The organism is Bacillus sp. FSL K6-2865 (assembly GCF_040311405.1).
In the GTDB taxonomy this organism is placed as follows: Bacteria; Bacillota; Bacilli; order Bacillales; family Bacillaceae; genus Bacillus; species Bacillus velezensis.
Genome location: NZ_CP152036.1, coordinates 817,497 through 838,059, shown reverse-complemented (window position 1 = coordinate 838,059; position 20,563 = coordinate 817,497). Strand labels below are relative to the sequence as shown.

Below are 20,563 nucleotides of genomic sequence, written 5' to 3'. Positions count from 1 at the left end.
AAGTATGCTTGTTTCTTACAATTGTCCGGTGGTGAGTTTGAATTTTTTGAGGCGTTTGTAAAACGTGCTCCGCGGGATTCCGGCCATTTTGGCGGCCAGCGTGACATTCCCCTTCGCTGATTCAAGCGCGTTTACGATGATGTTTTTCTGAATGTGCTCCCGGATGGAGACGGGGGACGCTTCTTCCTGTTCATAAGACTCGGCCGCCTCATTAAGACCTGACGCTTCAAGCAGGGCTGCGATGGGGCGTTCTGACAGCCGTCCGTCCGGGAACATGACGGAAAGACGTTCAAATACATTAAACAATTCCCTGATATTCCCCGGCCATTTCCGGCTCTTTAATAGGTCTAAAAAGTCATCAGGAAGCTCTCCCCGCCAGCCGCGATTTCGCTGAAATTCAAGGAAGAGGCCGGGAATGTCTTCGGTGCGTTCTCTTAATGGAGGGAGGTGGATCGGACAGACGTGAAGCCGGTAAAATAAATCTTCTCTCAGCTTTTTGCATTGGACAAGCTGTCTCAGATCAGTGTGGGTGGCAGTGATGATTCTGATGTCAACGGGAATCTCTTTTGTCCCGCCGACCGGGGTGACTTTCCGTTCCTGCAGCACCCGTAACAGAGCGACCTGCATGGAGTGTGATATTTCTCCGATTTCATCGAGGAAAAGAGTGCCTTTATCGGCTTTTTGCAAAGCGCCGTTATGTCCTTTCCGTTTGGCCCCGGTGAAGGCGCCTTCCGAGTAGCCGAACAGTTCGCTTTCAATCAGCTTTTCGGGGACCGCTCCGCAATTGACGGCGATAAACGGGCCGTTTTTCCTGGAGCTGTTGTTATGAATCGCCCGGGCGGCAACCTCCTTTCCCGTCCCGGTTTCTCCCGTAAGACAAACGGTTGCGTCCGTTCGGGTGACAAGCTCCAGCTGCTGAAGCATATGTCGGGATGACGGGCTTTTGCCTGCCGCACCATGGAATATAAAAGACGGCTTTTCTTCTCGTTTGGATAAATAAACGCATGTGTAGCCGTTCTCCTCCCGCTTCGCCTGCTTGATGTGATAGCCCTGTTCCTCAAGCTCGCGCAGCGTATGTCCGGTAAAATGCTGAACGGGACGGCTTGCGGCGATAACCCGGCTCATGTCATTGCAAAGCACGATCGGATCGTGAGACCGGGTAAGCCCGGCGAATTTGCTGATCATGTCAAGTTCTGTCATTTTGATCTTTAGGGCAAGCTCCCGTTCCGCCGTAAAAGCGATGGAGGAGGCAATTCCGAGCATAAACGGCTGAGCGCGGGCGGCGGGGCAGGAAATATCAATGACACCCGCCAGCCGCCCGTCTTCATAACGGATCGGCGCGGCGGAACAGCTCCATTGATGAGAAACGAGCGAATAATGTTCAGAGCCGTGTATCATGACCGGCTCTTTTGTATAAAGAGCCGTCCCGATCGCATTCGTGCCGACGGCCGTTTCCGTCCAGCGGGCGCCTTTTAAGAAATTGATGCGGTTCGCTTCATGAATGGTGCGCGGGTGGCCGTCAACTGAATGGACAACGCCGTCAGAATCAATCAGAAGAACCATCATTTCCATTTCCCGCATCGCCGTTTTCATTCTTTCTGCATACGGCGTTGAGGCCGCTAAAAATAACGCATGCTTTTCGGCCTGCCTTTCTAAATGATCTGCCGGCATTACATTCGGCCCCTTTTCGAGATAAGGGTTGACGTCGGCTTTTTTGCAGCGGTGCCATGAGGCGGCCACCCGCTTCTGAATACGGGATTCATCAAGCACGCCTTCTTTCACAAAGCGCTTCCAGGTTTTAAAATCATTCCGAATGACATTCATTGTATTCGCTCCCCCCTGTTCGGACCATCTTTTCATATATTGTAGGGGAAAAATAAAGCGCTTTCAACGAAAAATACCCCTTCTCATCTGAGAAAGGGTATTCCGGTTATACGGAATGCACCGCAAGTCCGGTGACATTCAGCAGGGCTTCCTGAAGCGTTTCTGACAGAGTCGGATGCGCCGCGATAAAGTGCTCCGACATATCAGCCGTCATTTCACCGTTCATCATCATGACCGCCTGACCGATCAATTCCGTCACGTCCGGCCCGATCATTGACACGCCGACGATTTCTCCGAATTCAGGTTCGGCAATGATTTTCATTTTGCCGCCATGCTGATGTTTAATTAACGCTTTTCCGTTAGCAGAAAATGAGCATTCTCCGATTTTCACATCTCCGTATGTCTCTCTCGCCTGTGTTTCCGTCAGCCCGACAGCGGCCATTTCAGGCGATGTATAAATACAGCGGGGCACCGCCCGCATATTGACTTTGCTGTCCTTTCCCGAGGCATGCGCGGCGGCTGTGATTCCTTCATGAATGGCGGCATGCGCGAGCTGCATTCCTCCGGCCGCATCGCCGCATGCGTATATATGAGGCACATTGGTCTGCATATGGTCATTGACTTCAATGCCGCGCGGAGAATACCGGATGCCGGCCTGCTCCAGATTCAGCTCTTGCAAACGCGGCTTTCTGCCGATTGCAACCAAAACGTGATCAGCCTGAGCCTCAATTTCTTTTCCGTCTTTTGTCCACACGGCGGTTTTCCTTTCTTTGTAAATCCGCTGAAGGGCGGCTTTTGTCTGAATATCAGCCCCGCTGTCTCTTAAAGAGTCTTCGAAAACGGCGGCGATTTCCCCGTCTTCTGCCGGGAGCAGCCGGTCAGCCGATTCAATCACCGTTACTTTCGTTTTAAACCGGCTGAATAAAGAGGCAAATTCGCAGCCGATCACACCTCCCCCGACAATGAGCAGAGAAGAAGGAATTTGCTGTAAAGAAAGCGCATCTTTGCTGTCGATCACCCAATCGCTGTCAAACGGGGCAAACGGCAGCTCCGCCGGTTCAGATCCGGATGCAATCAATATCCGGTCCGCTTCCAGAATGTCTTTTGCGCCTCCTTCTTCTTCAACAAGCAATGTCTGCTCTGTGAGAAATGAAGCTGTCCCGCTGATGACTTTAATCTGATTTGTTTTCATTAAGTATTGAATTCCCTGCACGAGCTGGCTGACGATCTGCCGTTTGCGCCCCTGCATGCGTGCCCAATTGAGTGTAATGTTTTGCGGCAGTTCGATGCCGAATGTATTTGCATGCCTGATTTTATCGAGCACATTCGCGCTTTCCAAAAGCGACTTTGTCGGGATGCACCCCTCATTGAGACAAGTGCCTCCGAGCGGCCCTTTGTCGATCAGAACGACTTCTGCTCCCCTCCGCGCGGCAGTCACGGCAGCTGCATATCCGGCCGGCCCGCCGCCGATAATGGCTAGTTTCATTTTTTCACCTCTCTCTATAAAATCAATCCGGCCGGCTCTTCAAGCAGCGCTTTGACCGTTTTCAGGAAGTCCGCAGCCGGGGCGCCGTCACATACTCTGTGATCAAAGGTAAGGCTCAGCGGCAGCATGGTGCTTTTGACAAGCTCATCTCCTTTAAACGCCGGCGTTTCATAGCTTGCGCCCACTCCTAGAATACCGGCTTCAGGCGGATTAAGAATCGGGGTGAAATGCTCAATTCCGTAACCCCCGAGATTTGTAATAGAAAATGTCGATCCGTGCAGGTCATCTCCGGAAGCATTGCCTTCCCGCGCCCGGCGTGCCGATGTGCTGATGTGATCCGCAAGCTCAAGGAATGAAAGCTTTTCCGCATCCCGGATCACCGGCACGACGAGACCGTTTTCAAGAGAAACCGCCATCCCGAGGTGGACATATGGATAGGTGATGATCCGCTCCTCTTGATAAGAGCTGTTCAGCTCAGGATGCTGTTTCAGCGCAAGCACCGCGGCCCGGGATACGAAATGTGTGACCGTCAGTTTAACACCGCTCCGCTTTTTCGCGCTGTCGGCGAGCTGCTGCTGCCATTTTACAAGCTCCGTAATGTCCGCTTTCATAGTCAGCGTCAGCTGGGCGCTGTTTTGCAGGCTTTTGTGCATTCGGTCTGCAATCACTTTTCTCATCGCTGAAGCCGGTTTTCCCTCCGGCTGTGCCGTCTGAACCGAAGACTGCGGTTCAGCTTCCGTCTTCATGGCCTTGATGACGTCAGCTTTTACGATTCTGCCTCCGGGCCCCGTCCCGTTCAGCGTTTCAACTTTCAACCCGGCTTTCTCCGCCATTTTTCGGGCAACGGGAGATATTTTCACGCGGTGTTTACGCTTTTGCACGGCTTTGGGAGCGGGAATATGTTCAGGTTCAGATTGCGGTTTCCCTGCATTTTCAGGAGCCGGCGCCTCCTTCTCCCGCACTTCTTCGCCGTTTTCCCCGATATAACAGATGGGCGTTCCCGGCGGGACTCCTTCTCCCTCTTTGACTTTAATATGGAGAAGCGTGCCGCTTTCAGGCGCTTCTATTTCCATTTCTATTTTTTCCGAGTTGATGCTGGCGATGCTTTCTCCCTTTTCAACCGGGTCGCCGACTTTTTTATTCCAGACGGATACTTCACCTTTCTTCATCGCCATTCCCAGCTTCGGCATTACTACTTTTACAGCCATTCTATATCCCCCCTTTAATTCATTGCCGGCTCGCCAAGCAATTCAAGCGTGACGCTGACAATTTGGTCTGGTGTCGGCAAATATTGATCTTCAAGCACCGGCGAAAACGGCACTGGTGTATGCGGCGCTGTAATCCGCTTAATCGGCGCATCAAGCAAATCAAAGCCCTTATCGGCGACAATCGCAGCAATATCCGTGGCGATGCTGCAGCGCGGATTGGCTTCGTCAATGATGATCAGCCGGTTTGTTTTTTCTAACGATGTGAAAATCGCTTCCTCATCTAAAGGAGACAGACTCCGGGGATCAAGCACCTCGGCGTCGATGCCTTTCTCAGAAAGCTGCGCAGCCGCTTCAAGCGCAGTATTGACCTGCTTGCCGACCGCAAAGAGCGTGATGTCGCTGCCTTCGCGTTTGATATCCGCCTTTCCGAGCGGAATTGTATAATAATCTTCCGGCACCTCGCCCTTCATGTTGTAGGACGTTTTATCTTCAAAAAAGAATACCGGATCATTGTCTTCTATTGCCGAAAGCAGCAAACCTTTGGCGTCATACGGATTGGACGGCACAACCGTCTTCAGACCCGGGATGCTGGTGAACAGGCCATACAGCGCCTGCGAATGCTGAGCGGCTGCCCGGAACCCGGCTCCGTATGTGGTGCGGACGGTGATCGGCACTTGCGCTTTACCGCCGAACATATAGCGGAATTTCGCCCCTTGGTTGATCACTTGGTCAAAGCACGTTCCGATAAAATCGTTAAACATCAGTTCCGCAATCGGTCTCAGCCCCGTGGATGCCGCAGCCATGGCCGCACCCATGTAGCCCGCCTCAGAAATTGGTGTGTCCAGCACCCTGCTTCTGCCGAATTCCTGTACGAGCCCCTTTGTGACCCCCAGTACACCGCCCCATGCTTCATCATCTTGCAAGTGATCGACCGCCGCTCCCCCGGCGACATCTTCACCGATTACAAGCACATTGTCGTCTTTTCTCATCGCAAGCTTCATTGCTTCATTGATCGCGTCCGACATGCTTATGACTCTCGCCATCTCACATTCCCCCTTTTTCATATGACACGTAGACGTCTGTCAACAGCTCTGACTCTTTCGGATATGGACTCTTTTCGCTGAACGAGACGGCTTTTTCAATCGATTCGCTGACACGCTGTTCGATGTCTGACAGTTTATTTGCATCTGTTTCTTTTAGAAGATAGTTTTTAAAGCCTTGGATGGCATCCTTTTCTTCAAGATGCTCAGTCTTTTCATCCTTTGTTTTATAAGTTTGGGCATCCCCTTCGAAATGGCCGTAGTTTCTGTAAGTCATACATTCAATCAAAGACGGGCCTCCGCCGTTTCTTGCTCTTTCTATCGCTTCCCCGGCTGCCTGATAAACTGCTAAAATATCTTTTCCGTCCACCGTGACCCCCGGCATATTGTAGGCAGCCGCCCGATCGGCGATTGAATCACAGGCTGACGCGTACTCAAATGTCGTGGCTTCGCCGTAGCCGTTGTTTTCGGCGATGAACACGACAGGAAGGTTCCATACTGCCGCTAAGTTCAGCCCTTCATGGAAAGTCCCTTGGTTATTGGCTCCGTCCCCAAAAAAGCAAACGCTTACATTTTTAGTTTGTTTATATTTAGCCGTGAGCGCTGATCCGCATGCGAGCGTGAATCCGCCCCCGACGATTCCATTTGCGCCTAACATGCCTTTATCAAGATCCGCAATGTGCATAGAACCGCCTTTGCCTTTACACAGTCCGGTCGCTTTTCCGAATATTTCCGCCATCATGCCGTCCAGATCACAGCCTTTGGCGATACAATGGCCATGTCCCCTGTGCGTGCTTGTAATGCTGTCGCCATCATCTAAATGAGCGCACACCCCCGCAGCTACCGCTTCTTCACCGGCATACAAATGGACGAATCCGGGAAGCACTCCTTGCGCGAACAATTCATGCACTTTGTCTTCAAAGCCCCTGATTTCCAGCATCTTTTGGTACATCCACAGCGCTTTCTCCTCAGTTAATGACAAGCCTTCTCGTTTTAACAATTCCATTTTGTGCGCCTCCTTCTATTTAGGGTTCACACTTATAAATGCAAGAAGCATGCCAGCCTTTAAAGCCCGTAAAATGAATGTTTTTATTTTTACAATGGAGACAGTTTGAGACAGGTGTCTCATTTTGTCTCGATCTGTTCCCTTTGTCTCGTTTTATGGCATACAAAAAAGACCGGGCATGACCCTGTCTTTGACAATGATCGACGTATTTATTTCCTCGGAAATCTTTTAACTGCTTCATTCTTCTGCATACAGTCTATCGTGGCGTTTGAGTGGTTACACTCTTTTTTTTCATATCCACGTGCTGCAGTTCATGCTTTTCTTCAACAGCCCGATTCAGCGCTTGAAGCATGTAGCCAATGCCTTTATACGATGACAAAGGCCAGGTGATATGCTGATGCTCTCCGATGACGGCGTTTAGGACGCTTCGGTATTTTTTCCCGCCAAGCATGACAAGCTCTTCGATGTCGGAAAAGCCTTTTTCATGAAATTGACGGCGCAGCTCGTCCGCTGCCATGATCTCCGGATGACCGGTTCCAAAAGTGACATCGTAATTTCCGGGAACCATATCATCCGGACGAAGGAATCCGTGCTTCGCCGACAAAATCACCCACTCATCGAAAAATACTTTCGCATATCGCTCGCACGCCTGATGAAACGGGCTGAGATAAGCGTCTTCCGCCCTTACCGGACCTGTATCTGAATGGACATCCCAAATTTTTTTCTTGCCGCAGGGGATGATGCACAGTCGTTTCATTTTTCTCTCCCCTTTATGATGTATGTCCTATCAATGTACCATGATTCGTTTATTTCTGCATGACGAAACTGGCCATGGATCTGTCTGGGTAAAAACTGCACACAAAAAGACCCGGAATTCAAACCGAAATCCGGGCCGGATGAAGAGTTATTTATGTCACTCTTGCTCCATCCCATCAAGATACTTTCTCTCAAAGTCATCGAGCAATGCACGCACTTCATCTGTTGACTTTGTATTCATGCATTGATTTCTTAATTCACTTGCTCCACGGAATCCGCGGAGATATATCTTGAAAAAGCGGGGGAGCGGTTTATATGCTCGAGCTTCTGCTTTTGAATATTCATCATGAAGATCCAGGTGCAATCTCAAAAGATCAAGCAATTCCTTACTGCTATGCTCTCTCGGCTCCTTTTCAAAGGCGAATGGATTAGTAAAAATGCCTCGTCCAATCATAATCCCGTCAACACCGTATTGTTCAGCGAGTTTCAAGCCGGTTTCACGGTCAGGAATATCCCCATTGATCGTCAATAGGGTATCCGGCGCTATCTCATCACGAAGTTTCTTGATTTCCGGGATGAGCTCCCAATGCGCATCTACTTTACTCATTTCCGCTCTTGTACGCAGATGAATGGAAAGATTCGCAATGTCTTGTTTCAGTATGTGTGTCAGCCAGCCGCGCCATTCGTCTATATCCGTGTAGCCAAGTCTGGTCTTCACACTTACCGGCAGACCTCCTGCTTTCGCCGCCTGTATTAATTCGGCTGCAACTTCAGGACGGCAAATCAGGCCGCTCCCCTTTCCATTCCCCGCCACATTAGGTACAGGACAGCCCATATTGATATCCAGGCCCTTAAACCCTAATTCCGCCATCCCAATACTCATTTGGCGAAAGTTTTCAGGCTTATCTCCCCATATGTGGGCAACCATCGGCTGTTCATCCTCCGTGAAAGTCAAACGGCCGCGCACACTATCCTTCCCATCCGGGTGACAATAGCTTTCTGAGTTTGTAAACTCTGTGAAAAACACATCAGGTCTGCCTGCTTCACTCACAACATGGCGAAAAACGACATCCGTCACATCTTCCATTGGTGCCAGTACAAAAAATGGCCGTGGTAATTCACGCCAGAAATTATCTGTCATAACAAATCCAAATCCTTTCATGATGGGATACAGCCAAACCTTTATCCCAAAATTAAAAACTGACCATGCTTCTTTTACACTTATAGCATGTGTCAGCACTTCTTATCAAACGATAGTAAATTTTGAACATTTCACTTTTTACACGTAAAAAAGTGAAAAAGCAAACTGAAGCAGAACGCCTTAATTGAGTTAACGTAATAGACTATCGCTATAGTTAACCCCATATCGTTCATTTCTGATCAACTCAGCCAACTCCTTAACCTTTAAAAGGGTTTGAGAGAGAAAAAAGTGTGATGATTATCTACACCTATTTTTTTATTTATATTGTGGTTTATTAATAGTAGCGCTGACCTTCGTCTTTCTTAGCGGCCTTACTTTTGCTCTTTTTGGATAAAAGGATTCCAACCTAAATAGAATATCATATGAGTTCTCCCTATTACCAATGCAAAATAATTGTCCATATGTCAATATCTTTATAACGTTTTAGTTTTAAAGTTATTACTTATAAACAAAATATCTGCATAAAAAAAATAAATAATTACATTTATAAGGTGCCACAGTAATCATCTATAAATGTTTGTATAAGGTTACGATTCGGTAATCCTGATCCAAAACCAATAAAATAGACTGCTGACTAAGTGCCGCAGTCTCATTCATAAGATTAATAAAAAAGTGTTCATTTTCTTTCATCATTAAATAAGGCATCAGAAGTTATTGCTTTCATTTCGAATATCCTTTGTTATACCTGTGATGATTTGTATAACAGTGAAAACCCCCAAGAAAACAGTGACAATATTAAACCATGGATTATCATAGAATGAAAGATATGTTTGAAAGAAATCCAGCTCAACTATGTTTGCTGGGAATCCATTCATTTCTCTATAATTAGGACCCCATCCCGTTAATTCTGCAAAATTAAAATAAAGCTGTGAAACTAAAAATGCCAACAACGTTTGAAACCAACTTCTTTTAAATAACGGTCGTTTTTTGTTTACTTTATCCATTTCATTATCCGTTTCCTTTTCTGCAATACTTTTTAGCCAAGTGTCAATCTATAATCTTTATATTATGAAGCATGATTGTCGCAATAATTGCTTATTAAGGATATAACCATTGCAGGTATTACTGTAATAGTTGTTATCACTTGCGTTTCCGCCTCGGATTTATTTCTTCTTTGGGAATAAGGAAAATAATCGGGGTCCTTTTTTCCTGTTTAGGCTTTCATATCATGTATAACGACCAAACATGCTTTTTTAGTGTGTTTGATCTTTTATCCACAGTTGTTGCTAATAGTAGATGTTCCAACTGCCGTTGTGATTAGTGTAAGTAAGCAACCTTGCCTTTTACACCTTCTGCTTCAGAACCTTCGTTCAGTGGTTGAGGTTCCAATATCTCTCATTCGGTTTCACCTCCTTTTTATCATTTATTACAACTATCGCCAATAGTAGAAGTGCCGATGAGTGTCGGGGACTTTATTCTTTAAGAAAGAAGTTTACAAAATATTAACTGAGATTACAAGTATTCACGGAACATGAACGACTTGTTATTGCTTCTGGTTCACAACAAGATCTTCATATTTTGTCTGTAATGCCGTTTCCAAACGAAAAAAAGAAAGTGAAGCAGCCTACTTGGCTGTTTTTCACTTGCTTTTCCATACGTTTTTTTCAACTCTTTTTATCAGTTAAATAAAGACAAAAGACAGATAGGACAAGGGCACAAAACATAAAAAAACCCGGAAATCGGAAATGTTTAATTTACCTAAATCCAGGTCTGATTACGAATTGTTTATTTTAGTTAGACGATTTTAATACAAGCTTCGCCACGGCTTCCACATGAGCCGTCTGCGGAAACATATCAACAGGCTGAATATATTCGACGCGATAGTCCTTCGACAGCGTCTGCAAGTCTTTCGCCAGTGTGGAAGGATTGCAGGATACGTAGACGAAGCGTTTCGGTTTTACTTTTTTGATGGTATCTAAAAATGTTCTGTCACAGCCGGTTCTCGGCGGGTCGACGATGACCACGTCAGGGCGGAAGCCTTCTTTCGTCCATTTCGGGAGCCAGTGTTCGGCTGTTCCTGTGACATATGCCGCGTTTTTGATGCCGTGTTTTTTGGCGTTTTTCTTCGCATCATCAATTGATTCTTTAATGACGTCCATGCCGCGGATCTCTTTTGCGCCGTTTGAAACCCACATGCCGATCGTACCGACGCCGCAATACGCGTCTACGACTTTTTCTTTTCCTGTCAGCTGAGCCGCTTGTTTCACTTCATCATACAGCTTGACCGTCTGCTCAGGGTTGAGCTGGAAGAAGGCGCGGGCGCTCAGTTCAAATGACACGTCACCGAGCACTTCTTGAATGGCATGGCTTCCGGCCAGCGCTTTTGTTTTGTCACCGAAAATGACGGATGTGCGCGCGCCGTTGACGTTTTGAATAATCGATTTCACTTCCGGCAGACGGTTTTGAATGGCTTTGACGATCTCGTCTTTATTCGGCAGTGTCTCTTTCGCGGTGACAAGCACGACCTGCACTTCGCCTGTTTCAAAACCGACTCTCGTCACGATGGTGCGGACATCGCCTTTTTTGGTCCGTTCGTTATAAACGGATACGTTGTGTTTTTCCAAAATACGGCGGACGATACCCGTTGTTTTGTTTGTCGCCGGATGCTGGACAATGCATTCCTTAATCGGAACGATTTTATGGGAATCAAGTCCGTATAAGCCGGCAATGATGCTGCCGCTTTGCGAGCGTCCGACTTGGAACTGGCTTTTGTTCCGGTAATTCCAAGGGTTGTCCATTCCGATCGTATCTTTAATGTTCATTTCTTCGACATTGAATCTCGTATGACGTTCCAGAGACTGAATGACGATGTCGCGTTTTTCGCGAAGCTGCTGAGTGTATGCCAGATGCTGAAGCTGACAGCCGCCGCACTGGTCGTAGACCGGGCATGGCGGCGTGACGCGGTGTTCAGACGGCTTGCGGATTTTTTTGACACGTGCTTCTGAAAATTTCGGCTGCACATTTGTCGCTTCGGCAACGACTTCTTCACCGGGCAGAGCGCCGGGAACGAAGACAACTTTTTTCTTAAAATAGCCGACGCCCTCTCCGTTAATGCCGAGACGTTTGATGGTCAGCGGAAATGTCTGTCCGATTTTCAATTCGGCAGGCGCCTTTTTTTGATGTTGATTCACGTTTTTTTCTCTCCGTTTCTATATAAAGCCTTCCTCCTGGGAAAACGGCTGATTTGAAATATCACATCTTTTCAGTATAACATGCAGCCGGCGGTTCCTTCATGTTTTTCACTGGAAGTTTCCAAAAATCCTCATCATTCAATACTTCTCCACAAGTACAAGGACGCATAGCTTAAATACGGCGCCCATTCGCTGCTTACCTGGAGCATCACGTCTTTTGACGGTTTATCCTCAAGGGCGAAGCGGCGTTTGACGGCGTTTTGCAGGCCGATGTCCGCCAAAGGAAACAGATTCGGGCGGCCGAGGCCGAACATGAGGACGTTTTGGACGGTCCACGGGCCGATGCCTCTGATGGTGATCAGCTTTTTCATAATGTCTTCATCCGACAAATGGGTAAGTTCCGCCAGATTGAGCGCTCCTTCTGCAATCATCCGTGAAATGTCAATCGCATATTCCGCTTTTCTCATGCTGAACTGGAGCTCCCGCAAGTCCTGATACTCAAGCCCCGCGATCGTTTTCGGCTCGGGATAGCACCAGACGCCGTCTTTTTGTTCACCGAAGGCATGGACGAACCGTTCTGTTAAAGTAAAAGCGAAGGACAGGTTGAGCTGCTGGTGGATGATGCATTTCATGAGACAGTTGTAGACGTCATATTCCAAGACGAGCGGGGTTCCCGCATGCTCCTCAAAAAGCGCCGACAGATTTGTTTTTGAGAAATGATCAAGCACAGGCTGAAGCGGCTGCTCCCACTGAAAAATGTGTTTGATCCGTTCAATCATCTCCTCGCGGTCCGTTTCTCCGCTGACGAGAAAGACCGGGTCTGCGGCGGTGCCTTCCGCTTGAACCGTGATGACGGACAGTTTGCCGTCCCGTGTTCTGAGCGGCACTTTGATTGATCTTGCATGAAGATCGACCGCATTCAGCGGATCGAGCGACAGCCTTTCAAGGACTTTATCAAAATGATACGGCGGTGTGACCGAAACCGTTTCCTTCCACATATGCTCCACCCCTTTTTGTCCAAGTATATCATGAAGCGGCCGGGCGGCAATTCGTATACTTTTCTTCATAACGCCGCATGATATAATGGCAGGCGGAGGGTTGTTTATGATACATATAACCGCAATCACAACACATAATGAGATATTAGATAATATCCCCCTATCACGTACAGAACAACCGGACATCGCATGGTACTGGATTGATTTTTTCGGCGCTGAGATGCATGAAACCGAGCTGCTGCGTGATTATTTTCACTTTCATCCGCTTGCGATCGAGGATTGCTTTCAGCATATGCAGCGGCCGAAAATCGACCATTATGACGGCTACCGTTTTTATGTGCTCCACGCCTTGAACCCAGACACACTGGAAATGGAAGAGGTGGACATTTTTCAGTCCGACCGTTTCATCGTCAGCTTCCATTTGCACGAATCGCCCGGCGTCTCAAAGGTGAGAGAACGGTTTTTCGCTTCTCCGGGATTAGCCAAAAAAGGGCCCGGGCACATCACTTATATGATTATGGATCAGCTTGTCGATGAATATTTCCCCGTGCTGTACAAAATTGAAGACCGGCTGAATGAAATTGAAGACAGCAGAACCCATAAATCTTACGGCACTTTAATGAATGAAGTGTTTGAATTGCGGACTGATCTTTTGAACCTGAGGCGGACGATCATTCCGATGCGCGATTTAATGTACCGGATTTTGAGCCTTGACCATGTAAAAGAAAGCCGTGAAACGAAAGCGTATTTCAGCGATATTTATGACCACCTGTTAAAACTGGCTGAGCTGATCGAGTCAAACCGTGATATGACGTCAGATTTGCGGGACAGCTATGTGACGCTGAATTCAAACCGGATGAACGCCATTATGATGACATTAACCATCGTCTCGACCATTTTTATCCCGCTGACGTTCATCGCGGGGGTTTACGGCATGAATTTCGATAACATGCCTGAGCTTCATTGGAAATACGGGTATTTTATCGTTTTGGGCGTAATGGCCGTTCTTGTGGCCGCCATGCTGTTTTGGTTCGCCCGCAAAGGCTGGTTTAATATTTTCAAGTAAGAACGGCTGCCGGCTGTTCTTTTTTTTGAGAAAACATGATAGTCTGGAAAAAAACGTAAAGAGGTGTGCGCCGTTACCATCCTTTCTCACAAAATCATTTCTTCTGTCCTCCTGGCTTTCAGTGTCATGTCCATTGCCCCGCTGTATAACGGCCGTACGGTGTCTGATTACATCTTTGAGTCGCTCGGCTTTTCCTCTTGGCTGGAAGATGGAGCCCATATCTCCGTCATTCCCGGGGTCGTGCTTTACTTTGCGGCGTTAATCTGGTGTGCCGCCGCGTTCAGGCGGACGCTTCCCGCGGCGGGGCTGTTTCTGATCTTTCTCAGTATGGGGGCCGCTTCCGGTATCAGTCCTGCCACCGAATATGCCGTTTTTTCCTTAAAACAGTTCGCGCCCGAAAAAGAGGCTGTCGAATATGTGAAGCACCGCAGCGAATGCAGTCATCTGGTTGAGCGAAAAAGAGCAGGCATGAGCTGCACACTTTATATCAATCATTACGGAAAAGGGGAACAAACCATTTCTGTCACCCCGGATTTATCAGAAAACATAAAGGACGTCACATTCAAATCAAAAACATTCACTGTAAAACCCCGTTCAAAAACAATCATCAAAACTCGATTTACCGGATTTTATAAGGGGAAAGCCGCCTCAGACTCCGGATGGTCTTCAGAACCTGAACTGAAAGTGGCAATCCTGTACACAGCAGATTAACCATTTTGCATGTATAATGGTGGAAAACTTTTCATTGGAGGGACTGTGAAATGAAGATCGCCATCGTCGGACTCGGCAATATGGGCCGCCCCATCGCCGAAAATATCATGAAAGCCGGATACAGTCTGACTGTATATAACCGGACGAAAGAAAAAGCGGCTGACCTGCTGGATAAAGGGGCAGAATATGCCGAAACGCCCCGACAGGCAGCTGAACATGCGGACATCGTGCTGTCCATGCTGTCAGACGATGACGCCGTAATAGATGTAACGTTCGGAGCTTGCGGCATTATTGCCGGGTTATCTGAAAACGGCATTCATATTTCAATGAGCACGATCAGTACGGTGCTGTCAGAACAGCTTTCCGCCGCACATTCGGGCAGAGGACAGTCCTTTATTGCCGCTCCCGTCCTCGGCCGCCCCGATGCCGCCGAGAAGGCCGAGCTTCGCATCATCACAGCCGGACCGGCGGAAGCGAAGAAAAAGGCCGAACCGCTGCTTAACATCCTGAGTCAGCAAGTATTTGATACTGGTGAAGAAACAAAAACGGCCAATGCCGCGAAAATCAGCATCAATTTCTTGCTCGTGTCCATGCTTGAGGCGTTATCTGAATCGTTCTTAATGATGGAGAAGTACGGGTTAGAACAAAAACAATTTTTAGAAATCGCCGGCGCGCTCTTTGGCTCTCCCGTCTATCAAAATTACGGCACGATCATGGCTGAGGAGAAATTTGAGCCGGCCGGTTTCAAAATGTCTTTAGGGCTGAAGGATACCAATCTGGCGCTCGCCGCCGCAGAACAGGTTTCCGCAAAACTCCCTCTTGCCGAACTGGCCAAGAGCCATTTTGAAAGCGGGATCGCACAAGGCTTCGGGGATCTGGATTGGGCCGCTTTGATTAAATGCCTGAAATAACAAAACACCTCTCCATTACCAGGAGAGGTGTTTTCTACAGGCGCGGCAGCTTCATTTCTTTCTCAAACATCAGGTCATCTATGCTTTTAAACGTGTAGCCTTCTTTTTTCAAATCGGTAATGGCATCGTCCAGAGCTTCTGAATTGTCCTTTGAAACGGTGTGGAGAAGGTAGATCGCGCCGGGATGAGCCTGCTTTATCATGTGATCATAGGCGTATTGTTTCCCTTTTTGCTCGTTAACCTTCCAGTCGACAAATGCGACGGACCAGAAAACGGTTTGGTAGCCGAGGCGCTTCGTTTCTTTGAGGACATATTCGCTGAATACGCCGCGCGGCGGACGGAGATACAGGTTGTCCCGTTTTCCGGTAATGTTGTACACAGCTTCCGTGACGGAATCGAGTTCGTCTTGAATCTGATCGCCCGTTTTTGTCGTCAGATCAGGATGATGAAAAGAATGATTGCCGATGATATGGCCTTCCTTTGACATCCGTTTAATCAAATCAGGCTGCTCTTTCACAAAATGACCCGTGACAAAAAAAGTGCCCGTGACGTGATGTTTTTTTAACACATCAAGCACTTTCGGGGTGTACCCATTTTCATATCCATTATCAAACGTTAAATAGATGGTCTTTTCTTTCGTATTGCCCAAATAAAAGGCATCATATTTTTTGACCAGATTGTTTAGCTGTCTGCCGGCATCCGGCGGCTGATGATTGACGCTGCGTTTAAATCCCCAGTTTATCCGTTCATTCGGCACGGCTTCTGCGCTGTTGATGCCTCCCGCAAGTAAAACGGCCATGCAGCAAATTGAACAAAACCATTTCATGACCAGCACTCCTTCTGCATTTTTCCTTATTTTGCAGTAGGCTCTGCCCTTTTATACAGCCGCATTATGGAAAAAGAAAAACCCCGGCATCCGCCGGGGTTTATTCCCAATCCTTTTTAAAGCGTTCGTATTTTGCTTCCAGATCATCAAGCATGCCGATGAGCCGGTCTATATCTTCAACGTCCGTTGATTCAGGGTCTAATGAATCAATGACATTCATAAACATATCGAGTCTGTTCTTCAGGTAATCGAGCTGCTGATCTTTGCTGTTTACTGCATTCCCCATACTTCCACTCCATTCATTTTTTATAATGGTAGCGTATTTTTTGCCGTTTTTCAATGGTTCCGCTACTTGCGATCTTGGCAGATCAGGTCTAAAATTAACAGTTGGCAGACGTTAGTATGCCCCATTTATAAAGGAGTTAGATAGTCATGACACAAAACACAACACTGCGTCCGATCACACCGGAGTACGATCCTTGGGAAGCGTACATGGATGTCGACCAGTATGGAGATATGAAACTGACGAACGTTGAATTCACAACAACGACTTTGTGCAATATGAGATGCGAGCACTGCGCCGTCGGGTACACGCTCCAGCCGAAAGACCCGGATGCGCTGCCGATCGACCTTTTATTAAAGCGGCTTGATGAAATTCCTCTGTTACGCTCTATCAGCATTACGGGCGGCGAACCGATGCTTTCGCTGAAATCGGTAAAGGAATACGTCGTCCCGCTTTTAAAATATGCGCATGAACGCGGGGTGCGCACACAGATCAATTCAAACCTGACGCTTGATATCGGGCGCTACGAACGGATTATTCCTTATTTGGACGTTCTTCACATTTCTCACAACTGGGGAACGGTCGAGGACTTTGCCGACATCGGATTTGCGATGATGGAGAAGAAACCGACATTTGAACAGCGGGCGCGCTATTTTGACAAAATGATTGAAAACAGCCGCACGCTTGTCGAAGCAGGCGTAATGGTTTCAGCGGAAACGATGCTGAACAAACGGACGCTGCCGCATATTGAACATATTCACCGGCAAATTACCGAAGAAATGAAATGCCAGCGGCACGAAGTCCATCCGATGTATCCGAGTGATTTCGCCAGCGCGCTTGAATCACTCAGCCTGAAGGACATGAGACAGGCCATTCATCATCTGCTCGACATTCGCGATGAAGAGACATGGATGCTGTTCGGTACGCTCCCGTTTTACGCATGCAGCCCTGATGAAGAAGACCAGAAGCTCCTCCGCCGCCTGCGGGAAGCAAAAAACGTTACGGTGCGAAACGACCCTGACGGCCGCTCCCGCCTGAATGTCAACATTTTTGACGGAAATATCATTGTCACGGATTTCGGCGATACACCGCCGCTCGGCAATATTAAAACAGACAGCCTTCCCGAAGCATATGACAAGTGGAGACAGACGAAGCTGAGCAAAGAGCTGAACTGCCGCTGCACAAACGTCCGGTGCCTCGGCCCGAACGTCCTTGTCAAAAACAGTTATTATCAGGACACAGATTTTTCATTACGAAAAGCCAGAGGTTAACAAAAGATGGAAACGACAATTACAGACATTTTGAAAAGCAAAGTGGTTGAGATCATCATCGTCGCTCTCGTGCTTTACGCCGGTGTTTTTCTGATCAACCGCTTTGTCCAGGTGTTATTTAAACGCACGGATTTCTTGGAGGAACGGAAAGGGAAAACGATTGAAAGCCTCGTCCGGTCCATCACCCAGTATACGGCGACGATCGGTTTTATCTTTTACGTCATTTCTTTATTCGTTCATGATTTCGGCCGAATTTTAGCCGGGGCGGGTGTTGCCGGTATCGTCATCGGTTTCGGCGCCCAGTCGTTAATCAAGGACATATTGGCCGGTGTCTTTTTAATATACGAACGCCAGCTTCATAAAGGTGATTACGTGACGATTAACAATCTGTTCAACGGCACAGTCGAAGAAATCGGACTCCGTTCCCTCCAGATCCGTGAGTGGACCGGCAAGCTGCTTACCATATCTAACGGTGAGGTCAGACAGCTTCAAAACTATAACATTGATTTTATGCGGATTACCGAGTCCGTCGTGATCAGTTACAAGGAAGATCCCGAGCGGGTCTATGCCGTGTTAGAAAAAGCCTGCGACATGCTCAATGATGAGCTTCGCGATTCACTGAAGCGGGATGAATTTCTCAATGCGACGGAGCCGTTTCAAGTGCATGGAATTATGAGTCTGAACAAATTAACCAGAGGCATTGAATTTACAGTGAAAGGCATGGTTCAAGACACAGAATACTTCTCGGCGAGCCTTGCGGTGAGACGCGTTCTTGCCCGGGAGCTGTACAACAACAATGTGCAATTGCTCGAGGAAATGTATCACACACAAAAAAGCTGATTCCCGAACCGGAATCAGCTTTTTTTATTTATCTCGGCTGCGCTGTCATTTGAAAACCGAATGTGACGTGATCCTGCACCGGAATCCAAGCCCCGATTCCTTGCGAAGTCACATTTTTGACGACAAGTTTCCGCTTGCTGCCTTTCAGCACCAAATACACTTCACCGTATGTTACTTTTCCTTTTTCATTAACGGCCGGAGCGTAGGCATGCAGGTAGCCGAGCCGCTGCGGAGAAATTTTGTAGGTTTGATCGCGTTTTGTGCCTGCGCCGATAACCGTTTCAAACGCGAGCGGCAGTTTTGTTTTCTTCATCGCTTTTTGCATCATCATGCTTTTTACGTCTTCTGCGTTCGGCACCTTCGCTGTGAGCCCGCCTTTGATTTTGTATTGCTGTTCTTGGGCGTATGAGATAACCGCGGTTTGCTGTCCGCCCCGGTTATCCGCTCTGTTTGTGTTGATTTTTTTATATTCCCAGTTGGCGACCGTTTCGTTTGACTGATAGCCGAGCGCCCATTTCCCGAGAAATATTGTCGCCCGGTATCCGATGGCAAGCGGTGAACCGGACACCGAGGATTCATTCAGCATCTTTATCAGATGCGGATTTTCGATGTTGATCTCTGATGTGTCTAACAATTCCTTCGCCAGTTTGCTCGGCTGAAGCATCGGCTGGTCCTGTGAAGCATTCGGATACGTATTTTCCTTTGAAATGCTTACGACAGAGTTGGGAACTTTAAACGGTTTTTTTGCACCGGCAGACGGCGTTGCGAAAAAACTAAAGGATAACAGCAGAATCAGTGTGGCATGAAACAGCTTTCTCATCATATCACTCTTTCTATAGCATTTTCCTTTAGTCTTTTCCTCTGCAATCGTTGTTATCCGCATTTTTTACAGGTTAAAGCAGGAAAAAACCGATCGCCATAATGACATAAGCGGCAAGGAGCGTAGCCCCTTCAAACCAGTTCGAATCACCGTCATTTGAAATCATCGTCATCAAAAGGACGGATGAGATCATCGCGACAAGCTCGGGCAATGTGAATACAAGCGGCATATTGACCGGAAAAAAGATGGAACAGATCACAAGAACCGGAGCCACAAACATGGCGATCTGCAAAGTCGAGCCTACCGCGATTTCAACGGCGACATCCATCTTGTCTTTGTACGCCATAATAATCGCCGACGCATGCTCTGCGGCATTTCCGACGATTGCGACGATAATCACTCCGATAAACAGCTCGCTCCAGCCGAACTGTTCAGCCACCGCATGAAACGTATGGACAAGGTTTTCAGATATGTAGGCGACGATAATGGTTGAAATAAATAAGACGGCTGTCGCTCTTTTCCCCGACCACTCAGGCTGCTCCTCTTCTTCCTTTGCCTCCGGCTGATTCGGCTGATAAACACCGCGGTGGGTGACGAGCTTGAAATAAAGAGCTGCCACGTACAAAAGGATCATGATGATGCTGATGCCGACACTCAAATCAAGCTTGTTTTTTTCCCCCATATCCATGGAAAACACTTCGGGAATGACAAAAGCAACGATAATGGCAAAAATCAGCAGGCCTGAATTATGCCGTGCATCATGAATATTGAATTCCTGCCGCTTGTATTTCAAACCGCCGATAAAAAACGACAGTCCCGCGACGAGCAAAAGATTGCCGAGCACCGAACCGGTCAGTGAAGCAAGCACGATGCCCGTCAGCCCTTCTTTTAAGGCGAAAAGCGATATAATCAGCTCTACCGCATTGCCGAACGTGGCATTCAGCAGACCGCCGATCCGCGGTCCCGCGATAATGGCAAGAGATTCAGTCGCTCTCCCCATATAACTTGCAAGCGCAATAATCGTCAAGCAATAAATAATAAACAAAACCGCTGACGGCCAGTGCATCAGGCCGCCGATGACTGAAAGCGGCACTCCCGCCGCAGCCGTAAAGAAAAAAATCCGATTCATATCTGCCTGGCTCCTTTTTTCGAATGAGTCTTTTTATATCCTTCTCAAAAACTCCC

Annotated in this window: 19 protein-coding genes; 5 read left to right on the top strand and 14 right to left on the bottom strand. The window is 47.8% G+C overall.

Annotated elements, in window-relative coordinates; all coding sequences use genetic code 11:
• Window positions 1-15: 15 nt before the first annotated feature.
• The 10 genes from NYE42_RS04095 to NYE42_RS04050 form a co-directional block, all read right to left on the bottom strand.
• Entirely contained in the window at window positions 16-1,824 is a 1,809-nt protein-coding gene (locus NYE42_RS04095; RefSeq protein WP_047935457.1) for a sigma-54-dependent Fis family transcriptional regulator, read from the bottom strand.
• Window positions 1,825-1,930: 106 nt separating this feature from the next.
• A complete protein-coding gene (gene lpdA / locus NYE42_RS04090) occupies window positions 1,931-3,310 on the bottom strand; it encodes a dihydrolipoyl dehydrogenase (RefSeq protein ID WP_047935454.1) in 1,380 nt (459 codons plus the stop codon).
• Window positions 3,311-3,324: 14 nt separating this feature from the next.
• A complete protein-coding gene (locus NYE42_RS04085) occupies window positions 3,325-4,518 on the bottom strand; it encodes a dihydrolipoamide acetyltransferase family protein (RefSeq protein ID WP_015239407.1) in 1,194 nt (397 codons plus the stop codon).
• 14 nt (window positions 4,519-4,532) lie between these two features.
• A complete protein-coding gene (gene acoB, locus NYE42_RS04080; protein ID WP_007408525.1) occupies window positions 4,533-5,561 on the bottom strand; it encodes an acetoin:2,6-dichlorophenolindophenol oxidoreductase subunit beta in 1,029 nt (342 codons plus the stop codon).
• Between the two features lies 1 nt (window position 5,562).
• Complete coding sequence (gene acoA, locus NYE42_RS04075) at window positions 5,563-6,564, bottom strand: acetoin:2,6-dichlorophenolindophenol oxidoreductase subunit alpha (RefSeq protein ID WP_003155540.1); 1,002 nt, start codon at window positions 6,562-6,564, stop codon at window positions 5,563-5,565.
• A 256-nt stretch (window positions 6,565-6,820) separates the two neighbouring features.
• Complete coding sequence (locus NYE42_RS04070; protein ID WP_352426777.1) at window positions 6,821-7,321, bottom strand: DUF6884 domain-containing protein; 501 nt, start codon at window positions 7,319-7,321, stop codon at window positions 6,821-6,823.
• A 156-nt stretch (window positions 7,322-7,477) separates the two neighbouring features.
• Window positions 7,478-8,461, bottom strand: a complete 984-nt coding sequence (locus NYE42_RS04065; protein WP_007408522.1) for a tRNA-dihydrouridine synthase — start codon at window positions 8,459-8,461, stop codon at window positions 7,478-7,480.
• A 704-nt stretch (window positions 8,462-9,165) separates the two neighbouring features.
• Window positions 9,166-9,465: a YfzA family protein gene (locus NYE42_RS04060; RefSeq protein ID WP_039252317.1), complete on the bottom strand. Its 300-nt coding sequence runs from the start codon at window positions 9,463-9,465 to the stop codon at window positions 9,166-9,168.
• A 786-nt stretch (window positions 9,466-10,251) separates the two neighbouring features.
• Window positions 10,252-11,652: a 23S rRNA (uracil(1939)-C(5))-methyltransferase RlmD gene (gene rlmD / locus NYE42_RS04055; RefSeq protein ID WP_021493862.1), complete on the bottom strand. Its 1,401-nt coding sequence runs from the start codon at window positions 11,650-11,652 to the stop codon at window positions 10,252-10,254.
• A gap of 134 nt (window positions 11,653-11,786) precedes the next feature.
• Window positions 11,787-12,650 (bottom strand): DNA-3-methyladenine glycosylase, encoded by an 864-nt coding sequence (locus NYE42_RS04050; RefSeq protein ID WP_015239403.1) that lies wholly within the window; start codon window positions 12,648-12,650, stop codon window positions 11,787-11,789.
• Between the two features lie 106 nt (window positions 12,651-12,756).
• On the opposite strand from NYE42_RS04050, the gene corA reads away from it, so the two are divergent.
• The 3 genes from corA to NYE42_RS04035 all read left to right on the top strand — a co-directional run bounded on the left by corA (window position 12,757) and on the right by NYE42_RS04035 (window position 15,338).
• Window positions 12,757-13,716 carry a magnesium/cobalt transporter CorA gene (gene corA, locus NYE42_RS04045; protein ID WP_007408518.1) on the top strand — a complete coding sequence of 320 codons (960 nt, stop codon included), beginning with the start codon at window positions 12,757-12,759 and terminating at the stop codon, window positions 13,714-13,716.
• A gap of 63 nt (window positions 13,717-13,779) precedes the next feature.
• The gene (locus NYE42_RS04040) at window positions 13,780-14,427 is read left to right on the top strand and encodes a hypothetical protein (protein ID WP_020955508.1); all 648 of its coding nucleotides are present in this window, start codon (window positions 13,780-13,782) and stop codon (window positions 14,425-14,427) included.
• Between the two features lie 50 nt (window positions 14,428-14,477).
• A complete protein-coding gene (locus NYE42_RS04035) occupies window positions 14,478-15,338 on the top strand; it encodes an NAD(P)-dependent oxidoreductase (protein ID WP_047935452.1) in 861 nt (286 codons plus the stop codon).
• Between the two features lie 34 nt (window positions 15,339-15,372).
• Here the strand turns inward: NYE42_RS04035 and pdaA are convergent, their stop codons facing one another.
• Together pdaA and NYE42_RS04025 are read right to left on the bottom strand one after the other, a co-directional pair.
• The gene (gene pdaA / locus NYE42_RS04030; RefSeq protein WP_020955506.1) at window positions 15,373-16,164 is read right to left on the bottom strand and encodes a delta-lactam-biosynthetic de-N-acetylase; all 792 of its coding nucleotides are present in this window, start codon (window positions 16,162-16,164) and stop codon (window positions 15,373-15,375) included.
• A 100-nt stretch (window positions 16,165-16,264) separates the two neighbouring features.
• On the bottom strand, window positions 16,265-16,450 hold the full coding sequence (locus tag NYE42_RS04025; protein ID WP_003155558.1) for an SE1561 family protein: 186 nt from the start codon (window positions 16,448-16,450) through the stop codon (window positions 16,265-16,267).
• A 146-nt stretch (window positions 16,451-16,596) separates the two neighbouring features.
• On the opposite strand from NYE42_RS04025, the gene yfkAB reads away from it, so the two are divergent.
• Both yfkAB and NYE42_RS04015 read left to right on the top strand, forming a co-directional pair.
• Window positions 16,597-17,718: a radical SAM/CxCxxxxC motif protein YfkAB gene (gene yfkAB, locus NYE42_RS04020; protein ID WP_007408514.1), complete on the top strand. Its 1,122-nt coding sequence runs from the start codon at window positions 16,597-16,599 to the stop codon at window positions 17,716-17,718.
• A gap of 6 nt (window positions 17,719-17,724) precedes the next feature.
• Window positions 17,725-18,558, top strand: coding sequence for a mechanosensitive ion channel family protein (locus NYE42_RS04015; RefSeq protein WP_007408513.1), 834 nt, complete (start codon window positions 17,725-17,727; stop codon window positions 18,556-18,558).
• 28 nt (window positions 18,559-18,586) lie between these two features.
• Here the strand turns inward: NYE42_RS04015 and NYE42_RS04010 are convergent, their stop codons facing one another.
• The gene (locus tag NYE42_RS04010; protein ID WP_094031586.1) at window positions 18,587-19,381 is read right to left on the bottom strand and encodes a YfkD famly protein; all 795 of its coding nucleotides are present in this window, start codon (window positions 19,379-19,381) and stop codon (window positions 18,587-18,589) included.
• 70 nt (window positions 19,382-19,451) lie between these two features.
• Entirely contained in the window at window positions 19,452-20,507 is a 1,056-nt protein-coding gene (cax, locus tag NYE42_RS04005) for a calcium/proton exchanger (RefSeq protein WP_007408511.1), read from the bottom strand.
• Between the last annotated feature and the right edge of the window lie 56 nt (window positions 20,508-20,563).

What these genes read in the sequence shown, in the direction of transcription:
- NYE42_RS04060 (WP_039252317.1), bottom strand. Translation starts at nt 9,465, where the DNA reads ATGGATAAAGTAAACAAAAAACGACCGTTATTTAAAAGAAGTTGGTTT.
- NYE42_RS04065 (WP_007408522.1), bottom strand. Translation starts at nt 8,461, where the DNA reads ATGACAGATAATTTCTGGCGTGAATTACCACGGCCATTTTTTGTACTG.
- NYE42_RS04085 (WP_015239407.1), bottom strand. Translation starts at nt 4,518, where the DNA reads ATGGCTGTAAAAGTAGTAATGCCGAAGCTGGGAATGGCGATGAAGAAA.
- NYE42_RS04050 (WP_015239403.1), bottom strand. Translation starts at nt 12,650, where the DNA reads ATGTGGAAGGAAACGGTTTCGGTCACACCGCCGTATCATTTTGATAAA.
- yfkAB (WP_007408514.1), top strand. Translation starts at nt 16,597, where the DNA reads ATGACACAAAACACAACACTGCGTCCGATCACACCGGAGTACGATCCT.
- lpdA (WP_047935454.1), bottom strand. Translation starts at nt 3,310, where the DNA reads ATGAAACTAGCCATTATCGGCGGCGGGCCGGCCGGATATGCAGCTGCC.
- acoB (WP_007408525.1), bottom strand. Translation starts at nt 5,561, where the DNA reads ATGGCGAGAGTCATAAGCATGTCGGACGCGATCAATGAAGCAATGAAG.
- NYE42_RS04025 (WP_003155558.1), bottom strand. Translation starts at nt 16,450, where the DNA reads ATGGGGAATGCAGTAAACAGCAAAGATCAGCAGCTCGATTACCTGAAG.
- pdaA (WP_020955506.1), bottom strand. Translation starts at nt 16,164, where the DNA reads ATGAAATGGTTTTGTTCAATTTGCTGCATGGCCGTTTTACTTGCGGGA.
- corA (WP_007408518.1), top strand. Translation starts at nt 12,757, where the DNA reads ATGATACATATAACCGCAATCACAACACATAATGAGATATTAGATAAT.
- acoA (WP_003155540.1), bottom strand. Translation starts at nt 6,564, where the DNA reads ATGGAATTGTTAAAACGAGAAGGCTTGTCATTAACTGAGGAGAAAGCG.
- NYE42_RS04035 (WP_047935452.1), top strand. Translation starts at nt 14,478, where the DNA reads ATGAAGATCGCCATCGTCGGACTCGGCAATATGGGCCGCCCCATCGCC.
- NYE42_RS04095 (WP_047935457.1), bottom strand. Translation starts at nt 1,824, where the DNA reads ATGAATGTCATTCGGAATGATTTTAAAACCTGGAAGCGCTTTGTGAAA.
- NYE42_RS04010 (WP_094031586.1), bottom strand. Translation starts at nt 19,381, where the DNA reads ATGATGAGAAAGCTGTTTCATGCCACACTGATTCTGCTGTTATCCTTT.
- cax (WP_007408511.1), bottom strand. Translation starts at nt 20,507, where the DNA reads ATGAATCGGATTTTTTTCTTTACGGCTGCGGCGGGAGTGCCGCTTTCA.
- NYE42_RS04015 (WP_007408513.1), top strand. Translation starts at nt 17,725, where the DNA reads ATGGAAACGACAATTACAGACATTTTGAAAAGCAAAGTGGTTGAGATC.
- NYE42_RS04070 (WP_352426777.1), bottom strand. Translation starts at nt 7,321, where the DNA reads ATGAAACGACTGTGCATCATCCCCTGCGGCAAGAAAAAAATTTGGGAT.